This window comes from Mycobacterium conspicuum, from assembly GCF_010730195.1.
Classification (GTDB): domain Bacteria; phylum Actinomycetota; class Actinomycetes; order Mycobacteriales; family Mycobacteriaceae; genus Mycobacterium; species Mycobacterium conspicuum.
This window is the reverse complement of the sequence record NZ_AP022613.1, coordinates 2674385-2695347: the sequence shown is the minus strand read 5'-3', so window position 1 is coordinate 2695347 and position 20963 is coordinate 2674385. Positions and strand designations below refer to the sequence as shown.

Here is a 20963-nt window from a genome sequence, read left to right as displayed (position 1 = left end):
GGCTAGGGCAACACGGTGTGCATCAACATCACGTCGTATGCCGACCACAGCGACAGGTTGAAGTAGAGGTCCCGCCCCGACGACCACGGGTGAATCATCGGCGCGTAGATGCCGCCCGGCATCTGCCACGAACTGACCAACATCTGCTCGGGACTCCATGGTCCCTGCGGGGACGGCGCGGTCCTTGCGACGACGTCGTTGCTGCCGCCGTTGGTGTAGAGCACCAGGTACTGCTTGAGATAGTCGTTGTATTGGGCCGACATCTCGCCCACCGGTCCCGGGAAAACCGGGGTGGCCTTGCTCGGATCGCCCGGAACCCAGGAGTTCGAATCACCGTTCCAGTACGCGTATTTGGAGGGATCCGCCACAAAGCGCGGGGGCACCCGCGACAGGAACGCGGCACCGCCGCGCCCCGACGGCGTCCCGAACGAATACAGGTAGTTGTCTTTGCCTTTCATGAAGGCGCCCATCTGGAAGTTCTCGTTGCCCGGCATGAACCTGCCACCCGGCACGTTTTCCGGCGAGGACGGGCGGATCGAGTTGGGCTGGACCGACCAGTTCTGGCCGTTGTCGCGGGATAGCGCGATCGCCGAGTAGTTCGTCGACCAGTCGCCATCGCGGATCCACTCCCGGATGGACATGAAGTTGATGACCTGGGTTCCCCCCAGCGAGATGCCGGAGGTCGGAATGAGCCCGGTCTCCTTGGGCGCCACCCTGGGGGTGTTGATGATCTGTTTGGACAGCCCCGATTGCCATGCGGGCGAACCGGCGTACCTGTCCGACGGCGACGAGGGGCCAATGTGGATGCCCTTGGACAGGTCGCGGTCGGAGCTGCGGAACAGGACGTTGTATCGCCATTGTTGGCCGTGGACCTTGCAATAGCCGAAGGTGTCACCAAAGGCCATGAGCGCCTGGCGATTCGACGCGTCGCCGTTGTCCCAGACGACACCGAGGTCGGTTCCCGATATGCCGAACCGCTCGAGGGTTTTGTTCGGGCCGTTGGTGCCCGTGATCCAGTCGACGAGCGAGGTCGGAGCCCCGCCGATATTGGCGGGAGGACCGGGAGGCGGCGCCGGTTGCGCCGCCGGCTGCGGCGCCGGCTGCGGATGCACCGGGGCCGCGTTGGGCGCCAACTGGTTGGCGTTCGCCGGCGGTGCGTTACCCGCACCGGGAGGATTCGGACCGGGCGGCAAGACCTCCGCCTGATGTGTCATCGGCGCCGAATATTGGGTGCCTGTCGTCGGCTTGAGCAGCGAGGAGATCAGCGGACCGAGCTTGGGCAGCGGCGCGCGGTCGTTCGCGTTCGGCGGCCGGCGACCGGTCGGCGGCCGGACGACCGGCTGGGGCGCGGGCATGGGTGCCGAATTGGCTGGGGGGTCGATGTTCGCCTCGGGCGCCTCACAGGGCGTGGCACTCGCGGGCGGCGCGATGCCTATCGCCACGGTGAGCCCAGCAGCGGCCGTCGACGCCACAACCACCGACATAATTCGCGGAATCGCCGACTGCGACTTCAAATGCCACACCTTTCCCGGTTTCCAAGCCACGAACGCCACGAACGCCACGAACGCCACTGTGATGTCCCTTGAAGTTCATTGACGCCCATAGCCGGCCCATGTGACGATAGTGATCAACGAGGCTGTTGTGACCGGTGAGTTGCGAAAAGGTATGCATCCGAGACCGTGTCGCGACCCATTTGTTCCGAGGCGAATTTCGCGAGCAAGCCACGTTAGGATCCGTCGGTGCCACCGAACCCACCCCTGGGAGTTCGCTTACTCGGGTTGGCGAGCCGATCGACAAAACCGCTTTCCGAGCTGACCGACGACGAATTGATCGCCGCGCGAGATCGGTTGAACAGGCTGCGCGCCGGCAAGGCCGCGCGCGTCATTACCGGGTTTCCGCATCGCCATGTCGCCATCGAGCAACGAGCGCTGCCCTTGGGCGATCGCACGCTGTCCATGCGGGTATATCGGCCGTCACGGCACGACGGCGCATTACCTCTGGTGGTGCATTTCCACGGCGGCGGGTTCGCGTTGGGCACCGCCGCGCAAACCGACTGGCTGAATTCCGGTGTCGCGGCGCGCACCCCGGCGCTGGTGGTGTCGGTGGACTACCGGCTCGCCCCGGAACACCCGTTCCCCGCATCCACGCAGGATGCGTTCGACGCCCTCGATTGGTTGCGGGGTGCGGGATCGGAGCTCAACATCCGTCCCGGCCCCCCGGCGCTGATGGGTGACAGCGCGGGCGGGAACCTGGCCGCCGTCGCCGCCCTACATGCTCGCGATCGCGGCATCGATGTGGCGCTTCAGGTGCTGATCTACCCGGTCGTGGATTTCACCGACGCGATGTTGTCCTACCCGTCGGCGCTGGAAAACCCCGATCCCATCCTGACGCCGACCACACTGGCGGCCTTCCGGCGAATCTGGTTGCGGGACAACGACCCCGCCGACCCGTTGGTTTCGCCCCTGCTGGCATCGGACCTGCGCGGCGTGGCACCCGGGTTGGTGCAGACCGCGCGCTTCGATCCGCTGCGCGACCAAGCCGCCGCCTACGCCGATCGCCTGCGTGACGTCGGCGCGCTCGCGGCGCTCACCGAATACCCCCATGCCGCACACGCATTCATCGCAACACCGGGAGCCAACCGCGGAGCGCAGCGCGCCCGCCGCGAGATCATCGCGCACCTTCAGCAAGCGTTCACCCGGCAACCAGCCGAGAGTCGATAACACGCGGTTATGGTGTTGCGCCGCAAAGCAATTCGCTACGCGGCGCCGGTTCCTGCGATTGCCTGTGCGAGTTGTCCGGGAAGGAACTGCGTGAGGGCGGGAACGATGCCACCGATGTGCGTGCCAGCCAGCAGCTGCAGCGGAATCCCGTCGAAGAGGATGGTGATCGGCGTCAGGGGCGTGAGGATCCCGCTAAAGGGGACTTCGGACGGGGCCGTGATCGTCGAACCCAATATGTCCAGGGTGATGGGCGGCAGGCCCACCATCGTTTGACCGTTCAGGAAGCCGTTGGCGACGTTGGCCGGCGCATCGAGGACTCCGTCGATGGCGCCCACCACGTTTCCGGTTTGCAGCGCGCTGGTAATCACGTGGGCGCTGTTTGAGAGCGCGCTGATCGTGGTGATCGGTGAGCCCAACAGGTCAAGCGCGAGCGCGAACGGCGTCCCGAACGTAATGCCAAAGGTGTTGGTATCAAATGTCGTTGTGAAGTCCGTGAGCGTCTGAACGGTGTTGGCGAGGTTCTGTGCCATCTGACCAGGTATGCCCAGGATCGGGAGCAGGTCGCCCAACGGCCCCATGGGCGTGATGGCGATCGGCCCGGTCCCCGAGGTGTTAAAGCCGGGCAGGATGAAGTTTTCCAGACCCTGCAAGGCGTCGTCCGCGGCGGCGTTGGGGTTGCCCGCAAGCAAAGCTTGCCCGGCGGCGTGGAAACTCGCCCTCAGCGCGGGCAATCCGGCGTGGATGTCCCTGCCGGCGTTCTGTAGCGCGGTCGTGACCGTCTGGGCGTAGCCGGTCTGGTTGTGAACGATCTGCTGCAACAACGGGTGCGGGTCGGCGGCACTGGCGCCCACGATGCTTTGCAAATTGGCTTCGGTATTGGCGACGAGCGCTTTGTAGGGAGCTTCGATTGCTGCGATATTGCCGGGGCTGAAGAAGCCCTGCCCCGGGGTGCCCAGCAGCGAGGCGACACCCGTCAGCGGCTGCGCCGGCCCGGCCGCCGCACCCGCCAACAGCTGTTCGGCGTTACCGACCTCGCTGGCCAGATAGGCACCGGCGCCCGACTTGACCAAGCCGACGAACTCGTTGTGGAACGCGGCCGCCCGGGCGGTGAGCGCGTGGAATTCCTCGCCGTGGTTGCCGAACAGAGCCGCGATCGCGACCGACACCTCGTCGGCGCCGGCCGCCGCAATCGAAGTCGTTTGGGCCGCCGCGGAGTTGGTGGCCTCACCCAGCGTCGAGCCGATACTCGAGAGATCCTGGGCCGCCGACTCGATCAGCTCCGGCGCAGCGATAACGAACGACATCTTTTCCTCTTATTCCTGTCTCGGCCTCGAGTTGCGGCACGCCAGCCAAACCGTGGGCGGGCACGGCCAGGACCCAGCTGGCCGCGAATGGCGGAGTCCGGCTTCGATGCCGGCTCGCTGACAAGGGTGGCGGCTCTACTGGCGCGGGGCTATCACACGAAGTGGTGATGTTTAAGCAGCGCTCATGCGATGCCTAAGGCACATCGCATTCCAGGCCCTCGATGCCTTTCGAGATCGACTATCGCGTCAGCTTGGGGATGCGGTGACGACGATGGACTCCTGCCCGATCTTCCAGGCGGTCATGAATTTGCTGACGCTGACCTTGGTGTCGCCGTGATCGGCGTACGGATCGTTGAGGTGAACGGTGTCGCTGTTGGTGTCGACGCCGGTCACCACGAGGAAGTGATCGGGCGAAGTCCGCTGATCGTTGGAGTTCAAGATCGTTCCCGAATTGACCCAGGCGATGACCTTGCGGTTGGCACCGAGGTATTCCTCCAGCTTGGGTAGACCCACCTCTTCCGGGTGCGCGTCGTAGGTCATTTTCGATTTGATGCCGTAGTGCGCAAGCAGCACGACGATGTCGGCCATGTCGATGCCGCCCTTATCGGTTTCGTGGCCCGGGTCGCCGGTCGGAAGATAGATCGCCCCGTCACGGATCGACGACGGCGTGTCCTGTGCCAGCTTGATGACCTGCTGCTCGGTGGGAGCGGTGCCGGTGACCTCGCCGACCACGGCGGCCACCGACGCGATCCCGCAGGTGTCCTCGGTCGACTGCTGCACCCAATACCGGGCGTCCGCCTCGGGGTCGCCGTAGACGCCGCCGGGACGGGTTGGTGCCGCGGGGGCGCCGGCGGCCGTTGGTGAGGCCGGGGTCGACCGCGTGGCCGACTCACCGGCCGAGCCGCATGCCGCGACAAGGCAGACACTGGAAATGCCGATCAAAGCACCCACCACCGCCGAGCGCGCCGTGGTGGCGATGCGGGAAATGAAGATCACGTTGACCGCGCCAGTGAACCATTAAAGCCGCTACGACGTCCGGCTTTTCCTGCGTATTCGGGCCGGTAGCCCTCGGTAGAACGTGTTACAGTTTGGCCCACGCCGAGGGTGGCCAAGGAGGTCCGCATGGATTTCAAAAGTGCAGCAGCAGAAGCTGACCGGGCCTAAATGACGCGCAAACGAGTCGTCATCGCCGGCCTGGGGGACGCAGGGATATTGACCGCGATCCGCCTGGCGCGGCACGCCGACGTCGTGGGTGTCTCGGCGAAACCCGCGCTGGTCAGCGGCCAAGAACTTGGCATTCGGCTGGTGCGTCCCCAAGACTGGGCCCGCGACAACTGGATTCCATTCGACCGGTTCCGCTCCCTGGACAAAGCGCGCACGGTGCAGGCGTCGCTGACCGGAGTGGATTTGGCTGCCCGAACCGTGTTCGCCCGCGGCGACGACGGCGCGACAATCGCCGAGGAGTACGACGCCCTGGTCATCTCGACCGGCGTGACCAACGGCTTCTGGCGCCGCCCGACGCTGCAGTCGGCGGCGCAGATCGGTGCCGACCTGCGTGCCGCGCACAACCGGTTGGCCGCCGCCGGATCGGTGATCGTCGTGGGGGGCGGCGCGGCGGCCGTCAGCAGCGCCGCCAACATCGCAATCACCTGGCCAGGCAAGCGGATCGACTTGTACTTCCCCGGCGAGCGGGCCCTGGGCGGGCATCACCCGCGGATCTGGAATCAGATCCAGGACCGGCTGACGGACCTCGGAGTGGGCCTGCACCCTGGCCACCGCGCCGCGCTCGCCAACGGCTTCGCCGGCGACGAGATCACCAGCGAACCGGTCGAATGGAGCACCGGACAGCCCCCGGCATCGGCCGACGCGGTGTTGTGGGCGATCGGGCGGGTGCGTCCCAACACCGAGTGGTTGCCCCCGGAGCTGCTCGACAACGACGGCTTCGTCCGCGTGACGCCGGAGCTGCGCGTGCCCGGCCAGCAGAATGTCTTTGCGCTCGGCGACGTCGCGGCGACCGACCCGCTGCGCAGCTCCGCCCGCAATCGCGGGGATGCGTTGGTGGCCCACAACATCCGCGCCGAGTTCGCGGGCAGGCCGCTGCGCACCTTCCGGGCCCCGCGCAGTCGGTGGGGTTCGGTGCTGGGCATCCAGGCCGACGGGCTGGAAGTCTTTCTGCCCACTGGCCAGATGTTTCGCTTCCCCTCGTGGGCGGTCGAACGGGTGGTGATGCCGTGGATCGTCCGATGGGGCATGTATCGCGGAGTGCGGGAGAACCGCCCGTTTCGGTAGCGCCCGTTCCCCCAATCGGGGGAGGCGCGATTCATCCCGCGTACCGTCTGCTCGGCCGACTGACGCCGTTGAACCGCGCTGGAATAGTCGTTGGCATCCAGGGATGGCCCGTTGGGGGCCGGGCCGCACGCGGCGCTCCGACGCCGTGACATCGTGACAAGGATTTCCAGACAGACACTCCAAGCGAGCGCCCCGGCCCCTTCGATCTCGCTTCAATGGGCCATCCCTGGACCCGCTCACCGTCTTGGCGCGGAAAGGACGAAGTCGGATGAAAAAGTGGCGCAACCCGCTGCGAACCCAGCTTGCGGCACTCATCGTGGCGCTCGCGGCGGGGTCTTCCGTTGACGCGATTGCCTGCCGTCTGCTCCAGGCCTTGGACGACGACCCGCTCCCCCTGTGAACGGGGCGCCGACGACCGCTACCTGATCTGCAATCCGCGCCTCCGGGCCCACACCAGGGCCGCGACGGTGCCGACTATCCAGATTCCTCCGGCAATCGCGAGATGCCAGAAACTCTTGGCATCGCGTCCCAGGATCGGCCACAGCAACGCGGGCACCCGTGTCCACACCACTCGGTGCTCGATGCCGTTCATCGGGTCGGCGATGTAGTACAGCGCATACGGCAGGGCGAGGGCCAGCAGCCAGCCGACGGTGCGGCGATAGTCGCGCCGTTGCCGCCACCGCCGAATCAGCGGCTCAGCGCTGACCGGATGCAGCACGGAGACGAGGTTGCCCATCCCCAGCCAGGACACGATCGGCACCGCGACCGTCGGAATCGTGATGCCCAGGCGCGCCGGGGTTTCCAGCGCCAGCGTCAACGCCACTGCGGTGGCCAAAGTCGGCAGTCCGACGATCACCAGCAGCGCCAGGTTCTTGATCACCAGGATTCGCCGCAGCGGCACACCATCGGCGAGTGCCTGTCGAACCCGGTAGTGGTCCGCGCCAAGCAGGTTGGTGGTGGTGACGTCGGCAAAAATGAACGACGAGAAGTACGTGCTGATCAGGACGACCCAGTCGTAGTGACGCGGACCGGGATTCAACGGCTGCACCAGCAACCAGGCCGCGGCAAGAAAGAAATTGAACACCACGCCCATCAGCCAGGTGCGCGGCGGCGTGAACGCCCAGCGGATCTCGGCGCACACCGCCGGCGCCAGCCGTTGCCGAAAATCCTTCGCCGCCAGCCGGGCCGCGGCGGGACGGGGAGCCCATGCCCGTACCGCGCAGCGCACGGCGGCGCGCACTCGCGGGGACTGCGCTGCCGGCGACATCCGAGACTCCCGAAACGTCCGGAACTCCAATGTGTGCTCCCCCAGAGCGGCTGTCCGAGCGGCCATACCGAGGCCGGGCAATTAAGGTATCTGCACTATGACGGTCACGTGGGCCTTTCTGGCCGAAGCGGCGGCGTCGGTGGACAACAAGCTCAACGTGTCGGGTGGCGTGCTGTCCAGGTATGCGGTCGGGCCCGAGCGGCTGGCGCGCTTCGTGCTGGTGTTGATGACGGAAGCCGACTCGGATGATCCGGACCGACGGGTCAGCGTGGAATTCCGACCGCCGACGTTCGACGAGCCGGTGCGCCAAGAGTTCGAGATACCCGAAGCCGCCATCGGCAAGTTTCCGGGGTTTGCCTTCTTCAACGTCGAGGTGACGCTGCCGGTCGATGGCCGTTGGCTGATCCTGGTGTCGGGCAGCTCGGGCACCATCTCGATTCCGTTGGTCATCGGTCAAGACGACGAAGCGGGCTAGCCGGCGCGCTATCGCGAGAACCGGTTGAGCAGACCGGGTTTCGCGGCTATGCGCGCGGGTAACCGCGGCGGACTGTGCGGTCGAGAATTCCCAGGGTTGCCCGCAACGCGCCCTCGGAAATCACCGGGAAGATCTTGGCGTCGCGCCACTGGGCGTCGATGTTCGACCAGTCGTAGAACGAGGTGACGACGGTGCCGTCATCAGTCGGCTCGAGCCGGTAGCCGTAGACGTGACCGATCTGGGGACGGATCTGGCCCAGAATCGTCCAGGCGATCAGCCGGTCCTTTTCGAACTCGGCGATCTGCACCGTCACGTCGTACTTGCCCAGCTGCGGAAAGTCGTTCAACGACTCGCGATCCATGTGGACCACGAAGCTGTCACCCACGGCCCGGACGGGGTCGCCCTCGGCGTCCTGGAGCATCCCCGACGCGTCGATTGCGACGTGGCCCTGCGGATCGCACAGCACCGCGAAGATGTCCGATGCCGGCGCCGGGATGGTGCGCTGGACCTCGATGCGTTCAGTCATGAGTGCTTACTGTACGACGCCCGGGCCGGCGGCAGGTCGGTTGTCATGCGCGCGCATGCAGACCTTCCTATGATGGGAGAGTCGCCCTGAAGTCTCCATCGAACTGCCCGCGCGACAGCACTTTCAGCCCGTCGTGCTCCACCTTCTCGCGAGCACACAGAGGAGGACGATCGGCCAGGTGAGCAGTTCCAGCGATGAGAACGACTACCGCAATCTGGCCGTGAAAGGCCTGCGCCCCAGTGAACTTGACTGGGCGCTGAACCACGACGCCGTGCATGGGATCGGTTACGCGTTCAAAAACCCCGTCGCCGTCGCCGATGCCAGTGACGATCCGGATGACGATCGAGAGACCTACCTCATCCGGGTCAGGCGCAATGACCTGGCCAATGCGCTGGGAAAGATCAACGAATGGATCGTCAAGAATCCGGGCAAGGCAGGCATGCACGCGTTCGGGTTCGTCCGGGCGCTGTCGCGGGAGGGGCTGCAACCCGTCACCGATGACGAGGAGCGCTGCTGACCCGTTATTGGGTTGCTTTGGCCGCGACCTTGTCGGCGGCCTGCATGCCCTGGTCGGAGATTTTGAATGCGCAGGCTTTCATGTCGATGACCGCGTTGCGCACCGCACTCAGCACCCGCTGACATGTCCAGCCCCGGGCATTGTGCCTGTTCATGATGATCGAGATCTTCGGCGGGTCCCCCGCCAGGTTTCCGAAAGTCCAGTGCAGCGTGGTGCCGTTGAGCGATTCGCTGATCTCTTGGCCGCCGCACCCCTTCCACTTGCCGGCCGACGTTTGCACGAAGGCCAGGGCTTGGTCGGCGGAGGGAAACGTGGTCAGGGCTTGCTCGATGGAGTGGGTGTACCTCTGCCCCGGCTCGTGCAGCACGTCGAACTGCACGGCCGTGTATCCGCTGTCGGAATACACGGGAGGCTGGACGATGTGGGCGGGCCCGAGGCAGTCCGGATTCGACACCGCGAAGGCGTTGGTGTCCATGGTCGACAGGCCGCCCAGGTCTTGCATGCCGGTCGTGCCCATGATGGCGTTGCCCTCGTCGACGGTGAGCAGGAACGAACTCAGCCGGTCCTCGGGCACCCGAGGCGCCGTAGTGGTGGGCGGCGGGGCGGGTGCCGATGACGTCGGCGCGGCGGAGGTAGCCGGTGAGGTAGCCGGTGAGGTGGCCGGTGTCTTCGATGGTGACGAACAGCCGGCCACTGTCACCGCTCCCGCCGCCGCGAGCGCGGCTAACCGCGTGGCGTGCAACCGAATCCGAGTGTCCATGCGTCCTCCCACTTCCGTTGCCGGCTAGTCTCCGGTGCGCGCGAATTTGACGGTCACGCTGGTGCTGCCGCAGTTAGTGCCGTTAGCTGACTGCACGTCCTCGAAGCCCTGCCCGGTGAGCAGCGCAATCGGATTCTGCGCCGGCTGCGGCAGCGGGAATTGCGAGTTGACCTTCACGTGCGCCGTGCCGCCCTTCGAGCACCGGCTGTCGAACTCTCGGGCATACACCCACTGTCCGCCGCCGAACACCAGCGCCCACCAGGAACTGGGTGGCGCGTGGAAGAAGCTCATGCACCGATCCCCCGTGCGCAGGCAATGGGTCTGGACGGTGTAGTCCCCCTCTTCTTTGAAGCCGGTCGGCGTGACATCCGACTCGTGGTAGCGGCCGCGCAGCCCTTCGGCCGGGGACACCACGCGCGGGGGCAGCGTCGCTGGGTCGGGAAGGGTGCTGAGGTCGGCGTCGCCGGTGCGGGTGAACGTGACGCTTCGTTTGTTGCCGCACCCCACGGCCATCGTCTGGGTGGCTTCGCCGACCAGGGTGCCATCGGGACGGGGCTGCAACGTGAAGGTTTCCCACACTTCGCCGTCGAGCTTCCCGCAGTTGGTAGAGCCGACGCTCACCGCGATCCAGTTACCGTCGACCTGGTCCAGCACCATCGACGTGACCTGCAGGGTGTCACCGGATAGCCGTGACGCGGTGGCCATGCACCCGGCGCTGCCACAGGCCGAGCGGACCGCCCACGTTTCGGTGGTCGGCGTCGCACCCTTGGGCACTTGGCCTTCGAGGCTGGTGACGCGGGCGAAATCGACGTTGTAGACGCCGGTGAACGGACCCGTGTTGGGCGCTGAAGCTTGAGCGGCTTTGGGCGCCGCGCTGGACCCGTGCGGTGCCGCCACGGGGACCGGCTTGGGGGCATCGATGAGCTTGACACCCGCGAAAACCGCGCCGGCGACCAGCAACGCGGCGCCGGCCAGGGCCCCGGCCAGCACACCGCGGCGCCGCCGCTTCGATCGCAGCACCACCGTGGGCGCCACGGCGCTCAACGACGGCTGGGTGACTTCGGTGTCCGGCCGGGCCGGAATCTCCCCGGCATAGGCGAAGCCGGGGCTCGACTGTTGGCGCAGGTGCTCGGCGAACTGGGTGCAGCTGACGAATCGCTGCGACGGATCTTTGGCCATCGCGGTGGCGAACACCGCGTCCAGCCCCGCCAATTCGGGACGTCGCGCGCCGATCGACGGCGGCGGGGTGTTGACATGGCGGCTGATCACCACCGCCTGGTTGGAGTCTTCAAACGGCGCTGCCCCGGTCAACAAGTGAAAAGCGGTGCAGGCCAACGCATATTGATCGGCGCGTCCATCGATGGCCTCGCCCCGCAACTGCTCGGGCGCCGCGTAATTCACCGTGCCCACCGTCATGTTCGTCGCGGTCAGCCCCGCCGCATCGTCGATGCTGCGCGCGATCCCGAAATCGGCCAGAAAGACTCGCCGCAGCCCTGCGTCGGGATCGGCCAACAAGATGTTGGCCGGCTTGACGTCGCGGTGCAACAACCCCCGGTGATGGGCATAATCCAGCGCCGAGGCCACCGCGGCGATGATCGCGGCGACCTCATCGAGGGGCATGCCGCCCGGAAACTGTTCGCGCAGGAAGCGGCCCGCATCCGTGCCGGCCACGTAGGCCATCGAAATCCAGAATTGCCCGTCCTCTTCGCCGCGGTCGTGGATCCGCACGATGTTCGGATGCGACAGACCGGCCGCTAGCTCCGCCTCGCGCAGAAAACGGGCCCGAAACTCCGGGTTGGCGGTTAGGTCCGCCGGCAACACCTTGAGCGCATCCTGGCGCGGCAACCGCGGATGCGACACCAAGTACACGGTGCCCATGGCGCCCGCGCCCAGCACGCGCACGATGGTGTATCCGGCGAACACCTGGCCAGCCGCTAGCGACATGGGCAAATCGTAAATCCTTTCTGTGGGCACCTCATATCCTTTCCCAGCAAAAGGTCGGGGCCGATTCTCCTCGTCCGTGCCGGACGGCGGCCGACGCACTTAGGCTGACGGAAGCCGCTTGCCGCTTGGTCGCGGAATCCTTGCGGAATTCTTGCGGGCTAGTGCTTGGTACCGGTTACCTGCCGCACGCCGCGTTCTGTTCCGCGGGGCGAACGCGGGGTCGGCCGCACACCGAGGGTCCGCATGCTGGCCTCGACGTAGGTTTCGGTGCGCTCGAACAGGATTCGCGGCCCGGCAGACTCCGACGGGCACACGTCGCCCGTCCGTTCTCGCCACTGGCGCAGGCGCAGCGCGAGTTCGTCTGCAACCCCGGCCAATCCGTCGCGCTCGTCCCCGAGGAGCAGGTTGTTCAACTCGTCGGGGTCGTCGAGGAGGTTGTAGAGCTCGCGCGGCGGGCGCGGCCCTTCCGCGTACTCGTACACCGCTTTCCCGGATGGGCTGTCCTGAATGTCCAAGGGTAAGTCGACGAGGTGACGCGGCGCGTAGTTCTCGATGTAGCTGTATTCCTTGGTGCGGACGGCGCGCATCGGATCAAACGAGTCGTGAAAGGTCTTCTCGGTGAACACTTCTCGACGAACGGGTGCCGCGCCCGCGGTGAACCGCAGCAGATTGTTTGCGTGTGAAACACCTTCCACGTCGGCCGGTACTTCGATGCCGAACATGTCGAGCAGTGTCGGCAGCAGGTCGATACCGCTGAACAACTCGTCGTAGACCCGCGGCTCGACGCCCAGCCGCGTGGGCGGCCGGATGATCAATGAGATCTCGGTGCCGGCGCCGTACAGCATCGACTTCGCACGCGGGAATGGTGCGCCGTGGTCAGTGAAGAAAACCACCCACGTGCTGGCGTCCAAACCGGTCTCCGCCAGCGTGTCCAGCAGGCGGCCGACCGCCGCGTCCGCCACCGCGATCGCCCCATAGAAGTCGGCGAGGTCGCTGCGGACGTCCGCGACGTCGGGCAGGTAGGCGGGCACTTCGACGACCTCGAGCGACGCCGGCCGATACTCCCCCGCCCAGGGCCGGTGCGTTTCGAAGAACCCGGCGGTCAGCAGGAACGGGTCACCCCCGTCCAGCGGCGCGCTCTCGGTCAGCCATTCCTGCGCCTTGGCGACGACATGGTCGCAGTGCGAGTCGGACACGTCGAACTCGTCGAAGCCCAGCCGCGCCGGGAAGGACGTTTCGTGCTGCATCCCGAACAGCGCCGAGTACCAGCCGGCCTCCGACAGGATCTGCGGCAGCGTGCGGACCCCTTCGCGATACTCAAAACCGTGATGGGCCAACCCGATCAGGCCGTTGCTGTGTGGATACCGACCGGTGAATATCGCCCCGCGCGATGGTGAGCACTGCGGGGCGGCAGCATGGGCGCGGGTGAACAGGATGCCCTCGGCGGCCAGGCGATCCAGGCGGGGGCTCGAGACGCCGGGATGCCCGTAAGCCCCCAGCCAGCGGCCGGTGTCGTGCCAGTGCACGATCAGCAGGTTGTCGTGTCGCCGGTCCGTCATGCTCAGCAAGCATGCCCGAGCGGCGGCCGAAAATGTCGGGTTATGCCCCGGATTACGCCGAGACCCGCCGGCTGCGATACGGCGACGGCCAGGACAACCGCACCGGCGTGGGTTCGCGGCGCGCCGGCCTGATCAGCAGCGCAGTCAGCAGCACCGCCCCCGCGGCCGCCACCGGGAAGGCCCAGGCCCGACGGATCGTGACGGCCGCGCGGCATTGCTCCACGAAGTGGGTTCCGGCCCCGTCCGCGGTCGCGGCCTGGGTCCAATCGCTGCCGAATCCGGTGCCGCAGTTGATTTGAAAGCCCCACTGGTCGAACTCGGCGAGGAAGACGGGAAACCGCAGCGCCAGCAAGCCGCCCACCAGCAGCAGGACGCCGCTCAGCAGCATGAGCAGGCGTGGCGTCGACGCGTTCGCCAGCGCCGTCCCGAGCGCGGACGTCTTGTTGCGCCGCTGCGAGTTCTGCCCCAGTTCGCGTGCCATCTCCCGGTCCATTCGGGCGGATTCGAAAATTCCCAGATCCTCGGCGGACATCGCAGTGCTGACAGGCATCGACCGGCTCCCTCGCGCAGAACAGTGCTGGGTATTGCTAGCTGTACTCAGCGGCAACGCCGGGGTGGACGAAGAAATTCCAGGACAGCGTTCGGCGGTCTCCGACAAGCTGCGCAGCGGTCGGCCCAGGGGGTGATCGTGGTGCGGCCGGTGGTTAGCTTCAGGGATGCAACGCCTACCCGAGCTGGCCCGGCAGCTCTACGACCGTTTCGAACCGATTCATGCGGTGACGTATTTCGCGCCGGAGGCGCGCGCGGCGATGGACGACCTCGGCTTCCGCGGGTTCTGGATGGGCTACTTCGCCGCCCGCTCGGCCCCGCTGGGCCGGGTGGCCCCCGAAGTGGTGACCGCACTGTTTTACAACTTCGCGGCGGCCGGGGTCGCCAAAGCCCTGCCCGCGGCGTGGGACATCGCCGGGCCGCAGGTGGTGTTGGCGGCGCGCGAAGCGGCGGCGGTGGCCGCGCTGCGGCGCTACGGCATCACCGATGACGAAACCGTCCGCGCGGCAGCACAATTGGCCGGCAGCGCCGCCCGGCAGGCATCCGTGGACGGTCGGGCCCTGTTCGCGGCCAACCTGGCCTTGCCGATGCCGACCGATCCGATTGCCGCGCTCTGGCATGCCACGACGCTGCTGCGTGAGCATCGCGGCGACGGCCACGTCGCGGTGCTGGCGGCCGCCGGTGTCTCGGGCCGGGAGTCGACCGTTCTGCACTGCGCCGCCGGCACGGTGCCCGCGGACTACATGAGGCGGACCCGGCACTACGACGACGCCGAGTGGCGCGCGTGCGAGCAAAGCTTGGCCAGCCGCGGCCTGCTCACCGACGACGGCGCCCTGACACCCGCCGGACGGGACCTGAAGAACCACATCGAGGCCAGCACGGACGCGCTGTCGCTACGTGTGTTCGACAGCCTGGACGACGCCGAGGTTCAGGCGTTGCTGGACGCGTTGACGCCGATCGCGCGCACGGTGATCGCCGCGGGTGACATGCCCGCCGTCACCCCGATGACGCTGCGACGGAATTTCTAGCTAAAGGACCTTCATGTCGGTCGGCGACCAAAACGCCCGCATCGACGTGATTTTGGCGTCGTCGTCGAACCGCATCACCGAGATGGGCGACAAGCGGCTGCGACTGCCCCCGGCGTCGAGGGTGAGGTGCCAGAAAAACGCCGCCTCGCTGCCGCCGATCCGCAGGTGCACCAGTTCGGTTTCCTTCTTGATGCCCTCGACCGCCGCGTAGAACTCGCGGACGGCGTCGTGGCCGCGCCGAATGTCGGATCCGATCGGGTCCTCGATGGTGGCGTCGGCGGCGTACAGGCTCGCGATATCGTCGGCGCTGCCTTTGGACAGGAACTCGAGATAACGATTGACGGTCTGTGCGATGGCTTCCTGGGATGGCATTGCTCGGACGCTACACGGCGCTAATCGTCCTTTTCGTCTGAGGCGTCGGCCACCGTCAAGGGCAACGCCAGCTCTTCCAGCGGGCGCTGTTCGGCCGCCACCCCGAGCCAGAGTTCGACGAGCCCCGCGACGGCCATCACCGCCGCTCCGATCAGGAACGACCAGACCACCTCGCCGCGCTGCCCGTAATTGATCAACTGGCCGAACAGCAGCGGGCCGGTGATGCCGCCGATCGCCGTGCCGATCGCGTAGAAGAAGGCGATCGCCAGCGCCCGGGTCTCCATCGGAAAGATCTCGCTGACCGTCAGGTAGGCCGCGCTCGCACCCGCCGAGGCCAGGAAGAAGGCCGTCGCGAGCACGGCGATGAAGGCCCAGACTCCGCCGACCTGCGTCACGAACAGCACCGCGAGGACGACGACCACCACAGCCGAGCCGACATAGGACAGGGTGATCATCGGTTTGCGGCCGACTGTGTCGAACAGATGCCCGAGCGCCAGCGGGCCGACGAAATTGCTCAGCGCCCACAGGATGTAGAACAGCGGCACCTTCGCGGCCGGAACCGCGTAGAACCCACTGAGCAGCGTGCCCAGGTTGAAGGTCACGCCGTTGTACAAGAACGCCTGCCCGATGAACAGCGCCAGCCCCAGCACCGCGCGCCGCGGATAGAGCGTGAACGCCACCCTGGCGATCTCGACGAACGAAATCGTTTGGCGCTGGCGGATTTTCAGCGGCTTTCCCTGCGGCTCGGGCAGCGGCTGACCCGTTTCCCGCAGCACGTCGGACTCGATGTCGCCGACGATGCGCTCGGCTTCCTCGTCGCGCCCGTGAATGAACAGCCACCGCGGGCTCTCGGGAACGTTGCGTCGGACCAGGAGGACGAAAATACCGAACAGGGCACCGATCCCGAACGCGAGCCGCCAGCCGATGTTCGCCGGGAAATTCGACGTGTCGAGCAGAACCAGCGCGCCGGCCGCGCCCGCGGCCGAGCCCAGCCAGTATGTCCCGTTGATGATCAGGTCCACCCGACCGCGCACCCGCGCGGGAATCAACTCGTCGATCGCCGAATTGATCGCGGCGTATTCGCCGCCGATGCCGGAGCCGGTGAAAAAGCGCGCGACGAAGAAATACCACGGCGCGAACGCGAATGCCGTCGCGACGGTGGCGATCAGATAGACGGCCAGCGTGAGGATGAACAGGTTGCGCCGTCCGAAGCGGTCGGTCAGGTGACCGAAGAACAAGGCACCCAGGCAGGCACCGGCGATGTAGAACGCCGCCGCCATGCCGATGTCCGCGGGGTTGAGTTCGATGCCGCTGCCGTGCTCGGTGAGCCGCGACGACACGTTGCCCACCATGGTGACCTCGAGCCCGTCGAGGATCCACACGCCGCCGAGGCCGACGACGACGCGCCAGTGAAACCTCGCCCAGGGCAGCCGGTCCAGGCGTGCCGGGACGTGGGTTGTGATCGTTCCGGTTTGCACGTGTTCGCTCATCTGCCTCCGATCTGGGTGGACAGAGAATTACCCAACCACGGCCTGTCGCACGCCTCGGGGCTGGTCGGTGATTGACTCTGCGGTGAGGGCGCAATTGTTCGAGTAGGGGCCGCCCTCAGCGCAGAATCAACGAGCGGCCTGTCCGAACAGCACCCGACGGGCGCGCCGGCGAAAGCGGCCCGGATCCGCTTCAGCGGCGGGGTTCTCACTCAGGCCGAACCGATCGTGCAGGTCGGCCAGCGGTTTGGGCGCCCACCAGTTGGTCCGGCCCAGGACATGCATGAACGCCGGCACCAGCGCCATGCGGACCAGGGTGGCGTCGGCCAGCACGGCGACCGTGAGGCCGAAGCCGAACAACCGCATGAACGACACCTTCGCGGCCATCAGCGCGGCAAAGGAGATCGTCATGATCAACGCCGCGGCCGTGATGACCCGGCCGGTATGGGCCACCCCCAGCGCGACGCTGCGGTCGTTGGCGCCCCACCCCCGGTGCGACGCCCGCCAGTACTCCCGGATCCGCGACATCAGGAAGACCTCGTAGTCCATCGACAGGCCGAAGGCGATGCAGAACAGCAGCACGGGCAGCTCCACGCCGAGCGTGCCGGTCGCCGCGGTGCCCAGCCCGCCCAGATGCCCCTCCTGAAACACCCACACCAGCGCGCCGAAGGATGCCGTCAGCGACAGCGTGTTGGTCAGCACCGCCTGGAACGGCAACACCGCGCTGCCGGTCAGCGCGAACATCAGCACCATGGTGACCACCGCGATGATGGTCAGCACCCAGGGCAGCCGCGACGCGATCGCGTGCACGCTGTCGCGATTGCCCTCGGCGGTGCCGGCCAGCAACACCGGTTTGCCGCCCGGGGTCGGCACGGCGTGCAACCGGTCCAGCTGGGATGTCGAGGCGGCCGAGTACAGCGGCGCAGTGGTCGTCACCGTGAGGAACGCGCTGCCGTCGCGCAGTCCGGCGGCCGACGCGGGCGGTCCGGGTTGCAGCCTGCCGCCGGCGAATGTCCCGCGCGGCGACGACGCCGACGTCACGTCCGGCACCCGGGACAGGGCGGCGGCGTAGGTGTCCAGGTCGGCGAGGGTCAAGCCGGCGGCGTTGGGCAGCACGACGGTGATGTCGGGCACCGCGTCGCCGGCGAAGTCGTGGCGCAGCTGATCGCCGACCTGGCGCGCGGACGCCGTGGTCGGCAGCACCCGGTCGTCGGCGAAGCCCCACTTCACCTCCCGGAAGGGGGCGCCGAGCAGCAGCAGCACGGCGGTGATGGCCACGCCGATCGGCACGGCGTGGCTCATCACGAACCTCGTCCACCGGTACCAGAACCACTCCTCCACCGGCTGGGCGTGGCGGTCGGGCCTGAGGAACCGGGGCAGGACGCGGCGCACGTCCAGCGCGTCGAGCCGGTCACCCAGCAGCGCGATGGCTGCGGGCGTCACGATGATTGCCGCCGCGGCGGTGAACGCGACCACCGCGGCTCCCGCGTAGGCGAAGGATTTCAGGAAATACGGCGGGAACAGCACCAGCGCCGACATGGACAGCGCGACCGTCATTGCCGAGAACAGCACGGTGCGGCCGGCGGTGGCCATGGTGCGGATCAGCGCGGCGTCGCGGGATTGGCCCTCGGCGAGCTCGTCCCGGTATCGGCTGAGGATCAGCAGGGTGTAGTCGACGGCCAGCGCCATGCCCAGCGCGACGGTCAGGTTGAGCGCGAATATCGACACGTCGGCGAACAGCGTGATCGTGCGCAGCGAGGCCAGGGCGCCGAAGATCGCAAACAGCCCGACGGCCACCGGGAGCGCCGCCGCGACCAGTCCGCCGAAGACCCAGACGAGCAGCACAAAACTCAACGGCAGCGCCAACGACTCCATGAGCAGCAGGTCTTCTTGCGTCTGCTCGTTCACCTGCCAGGCGACGGCGGCGTCTCCCCCGGCGCGCATCGTGACGCCGTCGCGGTCGTGGACCCATTGGTCGGCGAACTGCTTGGCGTAGACCTGCGCGTCCTGGGAATCGCTGTTGAAGGCCGCCACGATCAATCCGGTCTTGCCGTCCCTGCTGATGAACTTGCGCGCGGCGTCGCGCGAGACGCTCCACGGAGAGACCACCTGCCCGACGTGAGGCGAATTGCTCAGTCGCTGAGCGATTTCGGCGCCGACTGCGGGCGCCTTCGGGCCCAGCGCTCCACCGTCCGCCGTGACGGTGATCAGCAGGCCCATGTCGCCCTGGTCGAACTTCTTCGCCAGCAGCGCGGCGGCCCGGGACGATTCGGCGTCGGGGGCCAGTTCCCCGCCGGACGACAGCGACGCGACCACCGGGACGCCGAAGATCGCGGTGCCGATCATCACCAGCACAGCCAGCGCGACGACCCGACGCGGGGCCGCGATGGCAAGTCGCGCCATTCCGTGCAGCACGGTCCTCCTTTTGTCGTTTCTCGATCTTCCTCGCTAGCGCGACGTCAGTTGGTGCTCAATCAATTCGCGGTAGAAGGGCGTGCGCATGAGTTCGGCGTGGGTGCCGGTGGCCTGGATCCGGCCGTGCTGCAGGACCAGGATTTGGTCGGCGTGGGTGACGGTGGACAGCCGATGGGTGACCACGAACAGACTGCGCCGACCGCGGGCGCGCAGCAGATTGGCCATCACGTCACCCTCGTTGGCGCGGTCGAGATGGGCGGTGGGTTCGTCCATCAGGATGAGCTGCGAGCGCGACAGGAATGCGCGGGCCAGGGCCAGCCGCTGGCGTTGGCCGCCGGAGAGGCCGCGCCCACGCTCGAGCACCGGTGTCTCGAGTTGTGTTGGGAGACCGGCGATTTCATCGGCGATGTTCGCCTGCTGCAGGACGCGCCACAGGTCGTCCTCGCCGGCATCGGGGTCGGCGATTCGCAGGTTGTCGCCGATGGTGCCGTTGAGCACGGGCGCGTCCTGTTCCAGCAGCCCGAGCCGGCCTCGATGCTCGGCGAGGGGGATGCCGCGAATGTCGTCACCCTCCCAGCGCACCGTGCCGGTGTGCGGGTCGTGGAAGCGGCATAGCAGCGCCAGGATGGTCGACTTTCCCGAGCCGGACGGCCCGACCAGCGCGGTCAGCTGACCCCGGCCGATCGTGAAGGACACGTCGTCGAGGACCGGCGTCTCGCCGTAACCGAACGAGACGTGCTCGAATTCGACGAGCGGCGTAGGGCTTTGGGCCGCCGGCGAGCTGACTTTCCGGCCGACTCCCGTAGCGGCGCCCATGGTCGGCGGGTCGCCCTCCGGGAGTTCGCGCAGGGTGGTGGTGAGGTGTTGGTACGCGCCGGCCGAGGTGCGCAGGTGGTTGAGTGCGGTGATGCCGGCGGTGATGGGAAAGACCGCGTACATCGCGAAAGCGAATAGGCTGACGAACTGCCCGACGGGCAGGCCGCCGTGGGCGACGCGGCGGCCATCGATGACCATGATCGCCAAAAACGAGGCGGTGACCCCCATTCGGATGATCGACATGTCGGTGGCGGTGGCCGACGCGATGCGGACACCGGCCCGGTAGGCGGCCTGCGCACTGGCGCCGATGGATTTGACTTCACGGTCCTCGGCGCCGAATAGCTTGATGGTGCGCGCGGCGCCCAGGGCTCGGTCCAGCCCGGCCGTGTAGTCGCCCAGCGCGACTTGACGGTCCAGGGAGGCCCGTTGGATCCGGGACAGAAACGGTGCGCCCGCGGCGAACGCGATTCCCATGGCGGCGACCACGACACCAACCGTGACCGGGTCGATCGACAGCATGAGGATGCCCGCACCGAGCAGGGTCAGCGCACCGAACACGACGTCGGCGACGGCACGTGGCATCGGCCGCACTAGGCCGGCGTCGCTTGCTCCGCGCGCCAACAGTTCTCCGGTGCGGCCCCGGTCCAGTACGCCGATGGGCAGGCGCACAACGTGATTGGTGAAGTCGGCCCGCAGTTCCAACACGATCTTCTCGCCGGTCCGGTCCAACCGAAAATGCGCCAACGCGTCCAGCAGGAACTGTCCGCTCAGCATGGTCACCAGCACGGCGGCCAACCCGAAGATCGGGGCGCCCGCCGCCGCACGATCGACCAGACGCCCGGCCAGCAATGGCTGCAGCAGGGTGAGCACGGTCGCGACACCGAGCAGCAGCATGCTCGACGTCATCGACTTCCATTGCCCCCGAAGCAATGCGA

Annotated in this window: 18 protein-coding genes; 5 read left to right on the top strand and 13 right to left on the bottom strand. The window is 67.2% G+C overall.

Annotated features, from left to right (window positions below; translation table 11 throughout):
- Positions 1 to 2: 2 nt before the first annotated feature.
- On the bottom strand, positions 3 to 1484 hold the full coding sequence (locus tag G6N66_RS12535; protein WP_085236554.1) for a DUF4185 domain-containing protein: 1482 nt from the start codon (positions 1482 to 1484) through the stop codon (positions 3 to 5).
- 255 nt (positions 1485 to 1739) lie between these two features.
- On the opposite strand from G6N66_RS12535, the gene G6N66_RS12530 reads away from it, so the two are divergent.
- Positions 1740 to 2720 (top strand): alpha/beta hydrolase, encoded by a 981-nt coding sequence (locus G6N66_RS12530; RefSeq protein WP_139825533.1) that lies wholly within the window; start codon positions 1740 to 1742, stop codon positions 2718 to 2720.
- Between the two features lie 35 nt (positions 2721 to 2755).
- On the opposite strand, the gene G6N66_RS29110 is transcribed toward G6N66_RS12530, so the two are convergent.
- Both G6N66_RS29110 and G6N66_RS12520 read right to left on the bottom strand, forming a co-directional pair.
- Positions 2756 to 4024, bottom strand: a complete 1269-nt coding sequence (locus G6N66_RS29110) for a PE family protein (protein WP_085236362.1) — start codon at positions 4022 to 4024, stop codon at positions 2756 to 2758.
- A 246-nt stretch (positions 4025 to 4270) separates the two neighbouring features.
- Positions 4271 to 5020, bottom strand: a complete 750-nt coding sequence (locus tag G6N66_RS12520; protein ID WP_232079283.1) for a C39 family peptidase — start codon at positions 5018 to 5020, stop codon at positions 4271 to 4273.
- 168 nt (positions 5021 to 5188) lie between these two features.
- Between G6N66_RS12520 and G6N66_RS12515 the strand changes: the two genes are divergently transcribed.
- Entirely contained in the window at positions 5189 to 6313 is a 1125-nt protein-coding gene (locus G6N66_RS12515; RefSeq protein ID WP_085236360.1) for an FAD-dependent oxidoreductase, read from the top strand.
- 418 nt (positions 6314 to 6731) lie between these two features.
- Here G6N66_RS12515 and G6N66_RS12510 read toward each other — a convergent pair whose 3' ends face one another.
- Complete coding sequence (locus tag G6N66_RS12510; RefSeq protein ID WP_085236358.1) at positions 6732 to 7580, bottom strand: hypothetical protein; 849 nt, start codon at positions 7578 to 7580, stop codon at positions 6732 to 6734.
- Between the two features lie 97 nt (positions 7581 to 7677).
- Here G6N66_RS12510 and G6N66_RS12505 point away from each other — a divergent pair, with 97 nt between their 5' ends.
- Positions 7678 to 8055, top strand: coding sequence for a hypothetical protein (locus G6N66_RS12505; RefSeq protein WP_085236356.1), 378 nt, complete (start codon positions 7678 to 7680; stop codon positions 8053 to 8055).
- Positions 8056 to 8101: 46 nt separating this feature from the next.
- Here G6N66_RS12505 and G6N66_RS12500 read toward each other — a convergent pair whose 3' ends face one another.
- Entirely contained in the window at positions 8102 to 8581 is a 480-nt protein-coding gene (locus G6N66_RS12500) for an SRPBCC family protein (RefSeq protein WP_085236354.1), read from the bottom strand.
- A gap of 178 nt (positions 8582 to 8759) precedes the next feature.
- Between G6N66_RS12500 and G6N66_RS12495 the strand changes: the two genes are divergently transcribed.
- Positions 8760 to 9098: a hypothetical protein gene (locus G6N66_RS12495; RefSeq protein WP_085236352.1), complete on the top strand. Its 339-nt coding sequence runs from the start codon at positions 8760 to 8762 to the stop codon at positions 9096 to 9098.
- A 4-nt stretch (positions 9099 to 9102) separates the two neighbouring features.
- Here G6N66_RS12495 and G6N66_RS12490 read toward each other — a convergent pair whose 3' ends face one another.
- From G6N66_RS12490 to G6N66_RS29015, 4 genes are all read right to left on the bottom strand, one after another.
- Positions 9103 to 9858 carry a sensor domain-containing protein gene (locus tag G6N66_RS12490; protein WP_085236350.1) on the bottom strand — a complete coding sequence of 252 codons (756 nt, stop codon included), beginning with the start codon at positions 9856 to 9858 and terminating at the stop codon, positions 9103 to 9105.
- A 24-nt stretch (positions 9859 to 9882) separates the two neighbouring features.
- Positions 9883 to 11802 (bottom strand): serine/threonine-protein kinase, encoded by a 1920-nt coding sequence (locus G6N66_RS30050; protein WP_085236348.1) that lies wholly within the window; start codon positions 11800 to 11802, stop codon positions 9883 to 9885.
- Positions 11803 to 11960: 158 nt separating this feature from the next.
- On the bottom strand, positions 11961 to 13361 hold the full coding sequence (locus tag G6N66_RS12480) for a sulfatase family protein (protein WP_085236347.1): 1401 nt from the start codon (positions 13359 to 13361) through the stop codon (positions 11961 to 11963).
- 52 nt (positions 13362 to 13413) lie between these two features.
- A complete protein-coding gene (locus tag G6N66_RS29015; protein ID WP_179968273.1) occupies positions 13414 to 13911 on the bottom strand; it encodes a hypothetical protein in 498 nt (165 codons plus the stop codon).
- Between the two features lie 166 nt (positions 13912 to 14077).
- On the opposite strand from G6N66_RS29015, the gene G6N66_RS12470 reads away from it, so the two are divergent.
- Positions 14078 to 14938, top strand: coding sequence for an SCO6745 family protein (locus G6N66_RS12470; protein WP_085236344.1), 861 nt, complete (start codon positions 14078 to 14080; stop codon positions 14936 to 14938).
- Here G6N66_RS12470 and G6N66_RS12465 read toward each other — a convergent pair whose 3' ends face one another.
- From G6N66_RS12465 to G6N66_RS12450, 4 genes are all read right to left on the bottom strand, one after another.
- The gene (locus G6N66_RS12465; RefSeq protein ID WP_085236342.1) at positions 14939 to 15310 is read right to left on the bottom strand and encodes a nuclear transport factor 2 family protein; all 372 of its coding nucleotides are present in this window, start codon (positions 15308 to 15310) and stop codon (positions 14939 to 14941) included.
- Positions 15311 to 15330: 20 nt separating this feature from the next.
- Positions 15331 to 16800, bottom strand: a complete 1470-nt coding sequence (locus G6N66_RS12460; protein ID WP_085236340.1) for an MFS transporter — start codon at positions 16798 to 16800, stop codon at positions 15331 to 15333.
- A gap of 126 nt (positions 16801 to 16926) precedes the next feature.
- Positions 16927 to 19212 (bottom strand): MMPL family transporter, encoded by a 2286-nt coding sequence (locus G6N66_RS12455; protein ID WP_085236339.1) that lies wholly within the window; start codon positions 19210 to 19212, stop codon positions 16927 to 16929.
- A 33-nt stretch (positions 19213 to 19245) separates the two neighbouring features.
- On the bottom strand, positions 19246 to 20934 hold the full coding sequence (locus G6N66_RS12450; protein ID WP_163645828.1) for an ABC transporter ATP-binding protein: 1689 nt from the start codon (positions 20932 to 20934) through the stop codon (positions 19246 to 19248).
- Positions 20935 to 20963 lie beyond the last annotated feature (29 nt).